Origin of the sequence: Mycobacterium sp. (assembly GCF_035506235.1) — a bacterium.
Classification (GTDB): Bacteria; Actinomycetota; Actinomycetes; order Mycobacteriales; family Mycobacteriaceae; genus Mycobacterium.
Map to the genome: position 1 here is coordinate 15,325 of NZ_DATJPU010000173.1, position 11,999 is coordinate 27,323.

The following is an 11,999-nucleotide window of genomic DNA, read 5'->3' on the forward strand; positions in this document are numbered from 1 at the left end:
GTCCGCGCAGGCCGGGCGTCGGTTCGCGTTCGGGGCAGGAGGTGACACATGACGCAGCCCGTACAGACCATTGACGTGCTGCTGGCCGAACACGCCGAGCTCGAGCAGCGGCTGGTGGACCCCGAGCTGCACAGCAACCCCGACGAGGCGCGCAAGGCCGGACGCCGGTTCGCCCGATTGGCCCCGATCGTCGCCACCTATCGCAAGCTGACGGCCGCGCGCGGCGACCTCGAGACCGCGCGCGAGCTGGCCGCCGACGACGAGTCGTTCGCCGACGAGGTGACCGAGCTGGAGTCGCGGGTGGCCGAACTGGACACCCAACTGACCGACATGCTCGCGCCGCGCGATCCCCACGACGCCGACGACATCGTGCTCGAGGTCAAATCCGGTGAGGGCGGGGAGGAATCGGCGTTGTTCGCCGCTGACCTGGCCCGGATGTACATCCGCTACGCCGAGCGGCACGGCTGGACGGTCACGGTGCTGGACGAAACCACCTCGGATCTGGGCGGTTACAAGGACGCGACGCTGGCGATTTCTAATAGGGCCAGTGATGGGTCCGCCGCCGACGGGGTGTGGTCGCGGATGAAGTTCGAGGGTGGCGTCCACCGGGTGCAGCGCGTTCCGGTGACGGAATCCCAAGGGCGCGTTCACACTTCCGCGGCGGGAGTCCTGGTCTATCCCGAGCCCGAGGAAGTCGGCGAGGTGCAGATCGACGAGTCGGATCTGCGCATCGACGTGTACCGCTCGTCGGGCAAAGGCGGGCAGGGCGTCAACACCACCGACTCCGCGGTGCGGATCACCCACCTGCCCACCGGAATCGTCGTCACCTGCCAAAACGAACGGTCCCAGCTGCAGAACAAGGCCCGCGCGATGCAGGTGCTGGCGGCCCGGCTGCAGGCGCTCGCCGAGGAGAAGGCGCTGGCCGATGCGTCGGCCGATCGCGCCAGCCAGGTCCGCACCGTGGACCGCAGCGAACGGATCCGCACCTACAACTTCCCGGAGAACCGGATCACCGACCACCGAATCGGTTTCAAGGCGCACAATCTCGATCAGGTGCTCGACGGCGACCTCGACGCGCTGTTCGACGCGCTCAGCGCCGCCGACAAGCAATCCCGGTTGCAACAGGCATGACCCCCCTTCGGCGCGCGATCGACTCGGCTGCGGCGCAACTCGCCGAAGCCGGGATCGATTCCGCCCGTTACGACGCCGAGGAGTTGGCCGCCCACCTGGTAGGCACCGAACGCGGCCGGCTGCCCCTGGTCGAGGCGCCCGGCGACGAGTTCTTCGGGCGCTACCGCGACATCGTTGCCGCGCGCTCCCAACGGGTTCCGTTGCAGCATCTCACCGGGACGGCGGCGTTCGGGCCGGTGACGCTGCGCGTGGGCCCCGGTGTGTTCATACCGCGCCCGGAAACCGAATCCATGTTGGAGTGGGCCACCGCGCAGCCGCTCGCCGCCCGGCCCGTGATCGTCGACTTGTGCACCGGCTCGGGCGCTTTGGCCGTGGCCCTGGCCCGCCACCGGCCCGCCGCGCGGGTGATCGGCATCGATGACTCCGACTCGGCCCTGGCCTACGCGCGCCACAACGCCGAGGGCACCGCCGTCGAGCTGGTGCACGCCGACGTCGCCACACCCGCGTTGCTTCCCGAGCTCGACGGGCGGGTCGACCTCGTGGTGGCCAACCCGCCCTACGTCCCCGACGGCAGCGCCGTGGAAGCCGAAGTGGCCCATCATGATCCGCCGCACGCGGTGTTCGGCGGGGTGGACGGGATGGCGGTGATCGCGGCCGTCATCCGGCTGGCCGCGCGCTGGCTGCGCCCGGGCGGGTTCTTCGCCGTCGAGCATGACGACACCACGTCGGCGCGGACCGTCGAATCGCTCGAGAGCGCAGGGCTTTTCGAGGACGTCGAGGCCCGGCGGGACCTGGCGGGACGACCCAGGTTCGTGACGGCCCGGAGGACGAGCCGCACATGACTTCCGTGTTCGATTGCGCCGACCCCGGCCAGCGCTCACTCGGGATCACCTCGGCAGCAGGCGCCCTCAAGAGCGGCCGGCTGGTCGTGATGCCCACCGACACCGTCTACGGCATCGGCGCCGATGCCTTCGACAGCAACGCGGTGGCCGCGCTGCTCGCGGCGAAGGGCCGGGGCCGCGACATGCCGGTGGGCGTGCTGGTCGGCTCCTGGCACACCATCGAGGGCCTGGTCTACACGATGCCCGACGGGGCGCGCGACCTGATCCGCGCCTTCTGGCCGGGCGCGCTGAGCCTGGTGGTGACGCAGGCGCCGTCATTGCAGTGGGACCTCGGCGACGCCCGGGGCACCGTGATGCTGCGGATGCCGTTGCACCCCGTCGCCGTCGAACTGCTGCGCGAGGTCGGTCCCATGGCGGTGTCCAGCGCCAACGTCTCCGGCCGACCGCCCGCGGTGGACGCCGCCGAGGCGCGCAGCCAGCTCGGCGATCTGGTCGACGTCTACCTCGACGCGGGCCCGTCGCAGCAGCAGGCCGCCTCCACGATCGTCGACCTGACCGGGGACACCCCGCGCATCCTGCGCGCGGGTCCGGTGAGCGCCGAGCGGATCGCGGAAGTGCTCGGCATGGACGCCGGAAGCCTGATCGGCTCGTACTAGCGACTTGATTCTGCGCTAGTGGCGAGGGTTACTCGAACTTTGTCGCCGTAGCCGCAGAATCAACTCCGACGTTGCTCCGAGGGTGCGAGCGTCTCAAGTTGGTGCAGTAGGGTCTCGGGGTGTCCTGCTTGCTCGCCCTGTCCGATCGGGGCACCGGAGTCCCGCTGCGCGAGCTCGCGCTGGTCGGACTGACCGCGGCGATCATCACCTACTTCGCGACCGGCCCGGTGCGGGTGCTGGCCACCCGGCTGGGAGCGGTCGCCTACCCGCGCGAACGCGACGTGCACGTAACGCCAACCCCCCGCATGGGCGGGCTCGCGATGTTTCTCGGCGTTGTCTCGGCCGTCTTCCTGGCATGGCAACTCCCGGCGCTCACCCGCGGGTTCGTCTACTCCACCGGCATGCCGGCCGTCCTGGTGGCGGCCGCCGTGATCGTGGGCATCGGCCTGATCGACGACCGCTGGGGCCTGGACGCCCTGACCAAGTTCGCCGGCCAGATCACCGCCGCCAGCGTGCTGGTCACGATGGGCGTGGCCTGGAGCGTCCTGTACATCCCGATCGGCGGCGTCGGCACCATCGTGCTGGACCAAGCCTCGTCGATCCTGCTCACCCTGGCGCTGACCGTGTCGATGGTCAACGCGATGAACTTCGTCGATGGGCTCGACGGACTGGCCGCCGGGCTGGGACTCATCATGGCGCTGGCGATCTGCATGTTCTCGGTCGGCCTGCTGCGCGACCACGGCGGGGACGTGTTGTTCTATCCGCCCGCCGTCATCTCGGTCGTGCTCGCGGGGGCCTGTCTGGGGTTTTTGCCGCACAACTTCCACCGGGCCAGGATCTTCATGGGCGACTCCGGCTCGATGCTGATCGGCCTGATGGTCGCCGCGGCCGCCACCACCGCCGCCGGCCCCGTCTCGCAGAACGCCTACGGCGCCCGCGACGTGTTTGCTCTGCTGGCGCCGTTCCTGCTGGTGGTGGCCGTCATGTTCGTGCCGATGCTCGACCTTCTACTGGCGATCGTGCGCCGCACCCGCGCCGGCCGCAGCGCATTCAGCCCGGACAAAATGCACCTGCATCACCGGTTGCTGCAAATCGGTCATTCGCATCGCCGGGTGGTACTGCTGATCTATCTGTGGGTGGGCATTGTTGCGTTCGGCGCCGCGAGCACCATCTTTTTCAACCCGCGCGATACCGCCGCGGTGATGCTGGGCGCAATTGTGGTCGCCGGCGTGGCGACCGCGATCCCGCTCCTGCGCCGCCGCGACGACTACCAAGACGTGGACTGAGACGAGGGCGAGACGAGCCTACGACACCCGGTAGTAGCGGTGCTGATCGTATGGTACGGTGCAGGTAGAACCCCAAAAAGAAACCTTGAGGGTTGCCGGCCAGCCGGCCCGTCGGATGCTTGTCCTACCGCGCCGATTCACGAGCGACAAAGGGAGCTACCCCTTGGGTGATTCGCGTGTGACGTGCGATACGCTCGGCGGGCCACCGATCGGTCGGTCGGGGGTTTCCCGCTTCACTACCTGGGATTGAGGTGCTGCAGTGACGACGCCAGCGCAGGACGCGCCGTTGGTGTTTCCCTCTGTTGCTTTCCGTCCGGTTCGGCTGTTTGTGATCAGCGTCGGGATCACCGCGCTGGCGATACTCGCCGCCGGATTGTCCGGTCACCTCATGGTCGGGGTGTTCTTTGGAATCGGGTTGCTCCTGGGTTTGCTCAACGCGCTGCTGGTGCGGCATTCGGTGGAATCGATTACCGCTCGCGAACATCCCCTGAAAAGGTCGATGGCGGTCAACTCGATGTCGCGGCTGGCCATCATCACCATTGTCGGGCTGATCATCGCCTACGTTTTCCGGCCCGCGGGATTGGGCGTGCTTTTCGGCCTGGCGCTCTTCCAGGTGCTGTTGGTGTTGGCGACGGCGCTGCCGGTGTGGAAGAAGCTGCGCACGGGCGAGCCGGGGCCGCCCTCGGGCCCGGGCGAGCAGGCGGGGACGGACGAAAGGAGCACCAGCGATGATTGAGACGATCCTGGCCGCTTCCCAGATCGAGGTCGGTGAGCACACCACCGCCAGGTGGCTCGGGATGACGGTCAACACCGACACCATCCTGTCGACCGCGATCGCCGCGGTGATCGTGCTCGGCCTGGCCTTCTACCTGCGCGCCAACATCACGTCGAGCGGTGTACCCAGCGGAGTCCAATTGTTCTGGGAGGCGCTTACCATCCAGATGCGCAACCAGATCGAGAGCGCGATCGGAATGCGGATCGCGCCGTTCGTGCTCCCCCTCGCGGTCACGATCTTCGTGTTCATCCTGATCTCCAACTGGTTGTCGGTGCTGCCGCTGCAGTACACCGACAAATCGGGTCAGACCATCGAAGTGCTCAAGTCGCCCGCGGCGGACATCAATTACGTGCTCGCGCTGGCCCTCTTCGTGTTCATCTGCTACCACGTGGCCGGGATCTGGCGCCGTGGCATCGTCGGGCACCCGGTCAAGGTGCTCAAGGGGCACGTGGCATTCCTGGCTCCGATCAACCTCGTCGAAGAATTGGCGAAGCCGATCTCGTTGTCGCTCCGACTTTTCGGCAACATCTTCGCCGGCGGCATCCTGGTGGCGCTGATTGCGCTCTTCCCCGCATACATCATGTGGTTGCCCAACGCCATCTGGAAATCGTTCGACCTGTTCGTCGGGGCGATCCAGGCCTTCATCTTCGCGATCCTGACCATCCTGTACTTCAGCCAGGCCATGGAGCTGGAGGAGCACCATGACTAGAACCGTCACGAAGTGTCCTGGCCCGCAGACGATCACAAGATCCTGGTAGACCGCTACCAGATAGCCACCGAATAAAAGGAGGAACGAATGGACCCCACTATCGCTGCCGGTGCCCTCATCGGCGGTGGACTGATCATGGGCGGCGGCGCTATCGGAGCCGGTATCGGTGACGGTGTCGCGGGTAACGCGCTGGTTTCGGGTATCGCCCGGCAACCCGAGGCGCAGGGCCGGTTGTTCACGCCGTTCTTCATCACCGTCGGTCTGGTCGAGGCGGCCTACTTCATCAACCTGGCATTCATGGCGTTGTTCGTCTTCGCCACCCCCGTCTCGTAGTTTCGCTGTGATGGGTGACTCGAGCGCCATCGCGCTGGCGGCCGGCCAGCCGGTAGCAGAGGGAGGCGGCAAGGGGGGCGGCAACTTCCTCGTCCCCAACGGCACTTTTTTCTTCGTGCTGGCCATCTTCCTCATCGTGCTCGCCGTCATCGGCACCTTTGTGGTACCGCCGATCCTGAAGGTGCTGCGTGAGCGCGAAGCGATGATCGCCAAGACCGCCGCCGACACCAAGAAGTCGGTCGAGCAGTTCGAAGCCGCCCGGGCCGATTACGAAGAAGCCATGAAGGAAGCCCGCGTGCAGGCGTCGTCGTTCCGCGACAACGCCCGCGTGGAGGGCCGTAAGGTCGTCGAAGACGCGCGCGCCCGTGCCGAGCAAGAGGTGATGTCGACGTTGCAGCTGGCCGCCGAGCAATTGAAACGGGAGAGGGACGCGGTGGAATTGGATCTGCGCGCCAACGTGGGAACCATGTCGGCGACCCTGGCCAGCCGGATCCTCGGCGTCGACATCGCGCCCGCCGCCGCGGCCACCTCCGCCACCGAGTCGTCCGGGCGGTAATCGGCACATGTGGACTTTCGTGGGACAGTTGTTCGGGTTCGCAGTCATCGTGGCGCTGGTCGTGCGGTATGTCGTGCCGCCCGTGCGCAAGATGATGACCGCGCGGCAGAACGTGGTGCGCCAGCAGTTGGCCGACTCGGCCGCGGCCGCCGAGCGGCTGACCGAGTCGACCACGGCCCACAGCAAGGCCGTGGAGGCCGCCAAGAAAGAGGCCGAAACAGTCGTCGAGGAGGCTCGGTCGGACGCGGAACGCATCACCGAGCAATTTCAGGCTCAGGCCGGAGTGGAGGCCGACCGCATCAAGGCGCAGGGCACGCGGCAGGCCGAGCTGCTGCGGGCGCAGCTGACGCGTCAGCTCCGCCTGGAGCTGGGACACGAATCCGTGCGCCAGGCAGGGGAATTGGTGCGCAACTACGTCGCCGACGCAGAACAGCAGTCGGCCACCGTCGATCGGTTCCTGGACGATCTGGACGCCATGGCGCCGGCACCCGCCGAGGTCGCCTACCCGTTGCTGGCGAAGATGCGCTCGGCCAGCCGGCAGGCACTGGGCGACCTGTCGGATCGGTTCCGCACCATCGCCAAGAACCTTGACAACAAAGCGCTTTCCGCCCTCTCCGGCGAGCTGGTGGCGGTGGCCAGAATGCTGGACAGCGAAATCGTCGTCACCCGCTACCTCACCGTGCCGGCCGAAGACGCGGCCCCCAGGGTTCGGCTGATCGAGCGGCTGGTGTCCGGCAAGGTCAGCGACGCCACACTCGACGTGCTGAGGGCGGCCGTTTCCGAGCGGTGGTCTGCGAACTCCGATTTGGTCGACGCCATCGAACACATTTCGCGGCAGGCGTTGCTGGAAGTCGCCGAACGCGAGGATCAGGTGGATGAAGTCGAGGAGCAACTGTTCCGGTTCTCCCGCATCCTCGATGCGCAGCCTCGACTGTCGATCCTGTTGGGCGACTACGGCACTCCCGTCGAAGGGCGGATCGGGTTGCTGCGCAAGGTGCTTGACAGCGCGAGCGGCAAGGTTAACCCCATCGCCTCGGCGCTGCTGACCCAGACCGTCGAGCTGCTGAGGGGCGAGCCGGCCGAGGTGGCCGTGAAGTTCTTGGCGGAAGTCGCCGTGGCGCGTCGCGGCGAGATCGTCGCGGAGGTCACCGCCGCGGCCGAACTCAGCGACGCCCAACGCACCCGTCTCACCGAGGTTCTCAGCCGCATCTACGACCATCTGGTGACGGTGCAGCTGCAGGTCGATCCCGAATTGCTCGGCGGGCTGCTGATCTCGGTCGCCGACGAGGTGATCGACGGGACGCTGTCGTCTCGGCTGGCCGCGGCCGAGGCCCAGCTGCCCGACTGAACAGACATCGACAACCACACGCGAACGAAGATCAAGTAGGAAGACGAAAAGCCATGGCCGAGTTGACCATCTCCGCTGAGGACATTCAGGGTGCAATCGAGGAGTACGTAAGTTCCTTCACCTCCGACACCTCGCGCGAGGAGGTCGGTACCGTCATCGAAGCCGGGGACGGCATCGCGCACGTCGAAGGTTTGCCCTCCGTCATGACCCAGGAACTGCTCGAGTTCCCGGGCGGGGTCCTCGGCGTCGCGCTCAACCTTGACGAGCACAGCATCGGCGCGGTGATCCTGGGTGACTTCGAGAAGATCGAAGAAGGCCAACAGGTCAAGCGCACCGGCGAGGTGTTGTCGGTTCCCGTGGGCGACGCATTCATGGGCCGCGTCGTCAATCCGCTCGGGCACCCCATCGACGGACGGGGCGACATCGACACCGACATCCGGCGGGCACTGGAGATCCAGGCGCCGTCGGTCGTGCAACGCCAAGGCGTGAAAGAGCCTCTGCAGACCGGGATCAAGGCCATCGACGCCATGACCCCGATCGGCCGCGGCCAGCGCCAGCTGATCATTGGCGACCGCAAGACCGGCAAGACCGCTGTCTGCGTCGACACCATCCTCAACCAGCGGCAGAACTGGGAATCCGGCGACGAACGCAAGCAGGTGCGCTGCGTGTACGTGGCCATCGGCCAGAAGGGCACGACGATCGCCGCCGTCCGTCAGGCACTCGAAGAGGGCGGTGCGATGGACTACACCACCATCGTCGCCGCGCCCGCATCGGACTCCGCCGGCTTCAAATGGCTTGCGCCGTATACTGGTTCGGCGATCGCGCAGCACTGGATGTACGACGGCAAACACGTGCTGATCGTCTTCGACGATTTGAGCAAACAGGCCGAGGCGTACCGCGCGATCTCGCTGCTACTGCGCCGCCCGCCGGGCCGTGAGGCCTACCCGGGCGACGTGTTCTACCTGCACTCGCGGCTGCTGGAGCGCTGCGCCAAGCTGTCCGATGAGCTCGGTGGCGGTTCGCTGACGGGCCTGCCGATCATCGAGACCAAGGCCAATGACATCTCGGCCTACATCCCGACCAATGTCATCTCGATCACCGACGGGCAGTGCTTCCTGGAGTCCGACCTGTTCAACCAGGGTGTCCGGCCCGCGATCAACGTCGGTGTCTCGGTGTCCCGCGTCGGCGGTGCCGCGCAGATCAAGGCGATGAAGGAGGTGGCGGGCTCGCTGCGCCTGGACCTGTCGCAATACCGCGAGCTGGAATCGTTCGCGGCCTTCGCCTCCGACCTGGACGCCACCTCCAAGGCGCAGCTGGAGCGGGGCGAACGGCTGGTCGAACTGCTCAAGCAGCGGCAGTACCAGCCCATGCCGGTTGAGGAGCAAGTGGTCTCGATCTTCCTGGGCACGGGGGGCCACTTGGACTCCGTGCCCGTTGAGGACGTCAGGCGGTTCGAAACCGAGTTGCTGGACCACATGCGGGCTTCGGAAGAGAAATTCCTCGCCGGGATCCGCGACAGCGGAAAGCTGTCCGAAGAAGGCGAGAACCAGCTCACCGAGATCATCAACAAGTTCAAGAAGAGCTTCGCGGCCTCCGACGGCGGATCGGTGGTGCCTGACGAGCACGTCGAGCCGATGGACGAGGAAGACCTGGCGAAGGAGTCGGTGCAAGTCAAGAAGGAGAAGCCGAAGGAGAAGAAGGAATCCAAGGACTCCAAGAAGGACAAGAAGTAGCTAACGATGGCGGCTACACTTCGCGAATTGCGCGGCCGGATTCGCTCCGCAGGGTCGATCAAGAAGATCACCAAGGCGCAGGAGATGATCGCGACGTCGCGCATCGGTAAGGCGCAGGTTCGGCTGGAGTCCGCTCGGCCCTACGCGTTCCAGATCACCGCGACGCTCACCACCCTGTCTGCCGAAGCAGCTCTCGACCACCCCTTGCTGGTCGAGCGAGAAGAGCCGAAGCGGGCCGGCGTCCTGGTGGTGTCCTCCGACAGGGGTTTGTGCGGTGCGTACAACTCCAGCGTTTTCCGCCGCTCCGAGGAGTTGTTCTCCCTGTTGAGGGAGGAAGGCAAGGCACCGGTTCTCTACACGGTGGGCCGCAAGGCGCAGAACTACTACAAATTCCGGAACTGGGACATCACCGACTCGTGGACGGGTTTCTCCGAGCAACCCACCTACGAGAAGGCGGCGGAGATCGCCTCGACCCTGGTCGACGCTTTCATGAAGGGCACGGGCGACGAGGAGGGGCAGCAGTCGGAGGACGTCGAGGGCGTCGACGAATTGCACATCGTCTATTCGGAGTTCAAGTCGATGATGTCGCAAACTTCGGTGGCCCACCGGATCGCCCCGCTGGTCGTGGAGTACGTCGAGGAAGAACCCGAACTGCACACCCTGTACTCCTTCGAGCCCGACGCGACGACCCTGTTCGAGGCGTTGCTGCCGCGGTACCTGACCACGCGGGTGTATGCGGCGCTGCTGGAGGCCGCGGCGTCGGAGCTCGCGTCACGCCAGCGGGCGATGAAGTCGGCCACCGACAACGCCGACGACCTGATCAAAGAGCTGACGCTGATGGCGAACCGCGAGCGGCAGGCCCAGATCACCCAGGAGATCAGCGAAATCGTCGGTGGCGCAAACGCGCTCGCCGACGCCAAGTAGCGCACGAGGAAGAAGAGACATGACCGCTACAGACGAGAAGACCAAAGAGTCGAAGGACACCGAGACCGGCGGGCGCGTGGTGCGTGTCACCGGGCCCGTTGTCGACGTCGAGTTTCCGCGCGGCTCGGTCCCCGAGCTGTTCAACGCGCTGCACGCCGAGATCACCTTCGAGGAGCTCAAGAAGACCCTCACCCTCGAGGTCGCCCAGCACCTGGGCGACAGCCTGGTTCGCACGATCTCGATGCAGCCCACCGACGGCTTGGTGCGCGGGGTTGAGGTCATCGACACCGGTGGCCCGATCTCGGTGCCGGTCGGCGAGGGCGTGAAGGGCCACGTCTTCAGCGCCCTGGGCGACTGCCTGGACAAGCCGGGGTACGGAGAGGACTTCGACCACTGGTCGATTCACCGCAAGCCGCCGCCCTTCGAGGAGCTCGAGCCCCGCACCGAGATGCTCGAGACCGGCCTGAAGGTCGTCGACCTGCTGACCCCGTACGTGCGTGGCGGCAAGATCGCGCTGTTCGGCGGCGCCGGCGTCGGCAAGACGGTGCTCATCCAGGAGATGATCAACCGTATCGCCCGAAACTTCGGCGGCACTTCGGTTTTCGCCGGGGTGGGTGAGCGCACCCGCGAGGGCAACGACCTCTGGGTGGAGCTCAAGGAAGCCGACGTGCTCAAGGACACCGCGCTCGTATTCGGTCAGATGGACGAGCCGCCCGGCACCCGTATGCGGGTGGGGCTGTCCGCGCTGACGATGGCGGAGTGGTTCCGCGACGAGGCGGGCCAGGACGTGCTGTTGTTCATCGACAACATCTTCCGGTTCACCCAGGCCGGTTCCGAGGTGTCGACCCTGCTCGGTCGCATGCCGTCGGCGGTGGGCTACCAGCCCACCCTGGCCGACGAGATGGGCGAGCTGCAGGAGCGCATCACCTCGACCCGCGGCCGGTCGATTACATCGATGCAGGCGGTTTATGTGCCGGCGGACGACTACACCGACCCGGCGCCCGCGACGACCTTTGCGCACCTGGACGCAACCACCGAGCTGTCGCGTTCGGTGTTCTCCAAGGGGATCTTCCCCGCGGTGGACCCGTTGGCCTCGAGCTCGACCATCCTTGACCCCGGTGTCGTCGGTGACGAGCACTACCGCGTCGCACAGGAAGTCATCCGGATCCTGCAGCGCTACAAGGACCTTCAGGACATCATTGCCATCCTCGGCATCGACGAGCTGTCCGAGGAGGACAAGCAGCTGGTCCAGCGTGCCCGGCGCATCGAACGGTTCCTCTCGCAGAACATGATGGCGGCCGAACAGTTCACCGGCCAGCCGGGTTCGACGGTGCCGCTGAAGGAAACCATCGAGGCATTCGACAAGCTGACGAAGGGCGACTTCGACCACATCCCCGAGCAGGCCTTCTTCCTGATCGGCGGCCTCGACGACTTGGCCAAGAAAGCCGAAAGCTTCGGCGCCAAGCTCGATTCGTGATAAGGCGCTGAAAGGTGCTGAAAGGTTAAGTGGCATGGCCGAATTGAACGTTGAGATCGTCGCCGTCGACCGGAAGATCTGGTCGGGGGAGGCAACGTTCCTGTTCACCCGCACCACCGTCGGCGAGATCGGCATCCTGCCGCGACACATCCCTCTGGTGGCACAGTTGGTGGACGACGCCATGGTGCGTGTCGAACGCGAAGGCGAGGACGACCTGCGGATCGCGGTG

The 11,999-nt window shown here is 66.2% G+C and carries 13 protein-coding genes; all 13 read left to right on the plus strand.

Going from position 1 to position 11,999, the window contains the following annotated elements; translation table 11 throughout:
- Positions 1-48: 48 nt before the first annotated feature.
- Positions 49-1,131 carry a peptide chain release factor 1 gene (gene prfA, locus VMD50_RS16430; protein ID WP_325428794.1) on the plus strand — a complete coding sequence of 361 codons (1,083 nt, stop codon included), beginning with the start codon at positions 49-51 and terminating at the stop codon, positions 1,129-1,131.
- On the plus strand, positions 1,128-1,973 hold the full coding sequence (gene prmC / locus VMD50_RS16435) for a peptide chain release factor N(5)-glutamine methyltransferase (RefSeq protein ID WP_325428795.1): 846 nt from the start codon (positions 1,128-1,130) through the stop codon (positions 1,971-1,973). The genes prfA and prmC overlap by 4 nt, the downstream gene beginning before the upstream one ends.
- Positions 1,970-2,629 carry an L-threonylcarbamoyladenylate synthase gene (locus VMD50_RS16440; protein WP_325428796.1) on the plus strand — a complete coding sequence of 220 codons (660 nt, stop codon included), beginning with the start codon at positions 1,970-1,972 and terminating at the stop codon, positions 2,627-2,629. The genes prmC and VMD50_RS16440 overlap by 4 nt, the downstream gene beginning before the upstream one ends.
- Before the next feature lie 119 nt (positions 2,630-2,748).
- Entirely contained in the window at positions 2,749-3,915 is a 1,167-nt protein-coding gene (locus VMD50_RS16445) for a glycosyltransferase family 4 protein (RefSeq protein ID WP_325428797.1), read from the plus strand.
- A 259-nt stretch (positions 3,916-4,174) separates the two neighbouring features.
- The gene (locus VMD50_RS16450; RefSeq protein ID WP_325428798.1) at positions 4,175-4,651 is read left to right on the plus strand and encodes an ATP synthase subunit I; all 477 of its coding nucleotides are present in this window, start codon (positions 4,175-4,177) and stop codon (positions 4,649-4,651) included.
- Positions 4,644-5,399: a F0F1 ATP synthase subunit A gene (atpB, locus tag VMD50_RS16455; protein WP_325428799.1), complete on the plus strand. Its 756-nt coding sequence runs from the start codon at positions 4,644-4,646 to the stop codon at positions 5,397-5,399. Before VMD50_RS16450 ends, atpB begins: the two co-directional genes overlap by 8 nt.
- Positions 5,400-5,486: 87 nt before the next feature.
- Complete coding sequence (locus VMD50_RS16460; protein ID WP_325428800.1) at positions 5,487-5,732, plus strand: F0F1 ATP synthase subunit C; 246 nt, start codon at positions 5,487-5,489, stop codon at positions 5,730-5,732.
- Between the two features lie 10 nt (positions 5,733-5,742).
- Positions 5,743-6,288, plus strand: a complete 546-nt coding sequence (locus tag VMD50_RS16465) for a F0F1 ATP synthase subunit B (RefSeq protein WP_325428801.1) — start codon at positions 5,743-5,745, stop codon at positions 6,286-6,288.
- Positions 6,289-6,295: 7 nt separating this feature from the next.
- The gene (locus VMD50_RS16470) at positions 6,296-7,636 is read left to right on the plus strand and encodes a F0F1 ATP synthase subunit B/delta (RefSeq protein ID WP_325428802.1); all 1,341 of its coding nucleotides are present in this window, start codon (positions 6,296-6,298) and stop codon (positions 7,634-7,636) included.
- A 53-nt stretch (positions 7,637-7,689) separates the two neighbouring features.
- Positions 7,690-9,369 carry a F0F1 ATP synthase subunit alpha gene (gene atpA, locus VMD50_RS16475; protein ID WP_325428803.1) on the plus strand — a complete coding sequence of 560 codons (1,680 nt, stop codon included), beginning with the start codon at positions 7,690-7,692 and terminating at the stop codon, positions 9,367-9,369.
- 6 nt (positions 9,370-9,375) lie between these two features.
- Positions 9,376-10,293 (plus strand): F0F1 ATP synthase subunit gamma, encoded by a 918-nt coding sequence (locus tag VMD50_RS16480; RefSeq protein ID WP_325428804.1) that lies wholly within the window; start codon positions 9,376-9,378, stop codon positions 10,291-10,293.
- Between the two features lie 19 nt (positions 10,294-10,312).
- Positions 10,313-11,770 (plus strand): F0F1 ATP synthase subunit beta, encoded by a 1,458-nt coding sequence (gene atpD / locus VMD50_RS16485; RefSeq protein ID WP_325428805.1) that lies wholly within the window; start codon positions 10,313-10,315, stop codon positions 11,768-11,770.
- 34 nt (positions 11,771-11,804) lie between these two features.
- Positions 11,805-11,999, plus strand: a 195-nt coding sequence (locus VMD50_RS16490; protein ID WP_475447621.1) for a F0F1 ATP synthase subunit epsilon, incomplete at its 3' end; no start/stop codon positions are given.

Excerpts from the sequence above, each read along its gene's own strand:
- VMD50_RS16480 (WP_325428804.1), top strand. The coding sequence starts at position 9,376 with ATGGCGGCTACACTTCGCGAATTGCGCGGCCGGATTCGCTCCGCAGGG.
- atpB (WP_325428799.1), top strand. The coding sequence starts at position 4,644 with ATGATTGAGACGATCCTGGCCGCTTCCCAGATCGAGGTCGGTGAGCAC.
- prfA (WP_325428794.1), top strand. The coding sequence starts at position 49 with ATGACGCAGCCCGTACAGACCATTGACGTGCTGCTGGCCGAACACGCC.
- VMD50_RS16470 (WP_325428802.1), top strand. The coding sequence starts at position 6,296 with ATGTGGACTTTCGTGGGACAGTTGTTCGGGTTCGCAGTCATCGTGGCG.
- VMD50_RS16460 (WP_325428800.1), top strand. The coding sequence starts at position 5,487 with ATGGACCCCACTATCGCTGCCGGTGCCCTCATCGGCGGTGGACTGATC.
- prmC (WP_325428795.1), top strand. The coding sequence starts at position 1,128 with ATGACCCCCCTTCGGCGCGCGATCGACTCGGCTGCGGCGCAACTCGCC.
- atpA (WP_325428803.1), top strand. The coding sequence starts at position 7,690 with ATGGCCGAGTTGACCATCTCCGCTGAGGACATTCAGGGTGCAATCGAG.
- atpD (WP_325428805.1), top strand. The coding sequence starts at position 10,313 with ATGACCGCTACAGACGAGAAGACCAAAGAGTCGAAGGACACCGAGACC.
- VMD50_RS16465 (WP_325428801.1), top strand. The coding sequence starts at position 5,743 with ATGGGTGACTCGAGCGCCATCGCGCTGGCGGCCGGCCAGCCGGTAGCA.
- VMD50_RS16440 (WP_325428796.1), top strand. The coding sequence starts at position 1,970 with ATGACTTCCGTGTTCGATTGCGCCGACCCCGGCCAGCGCTCACTCGGG.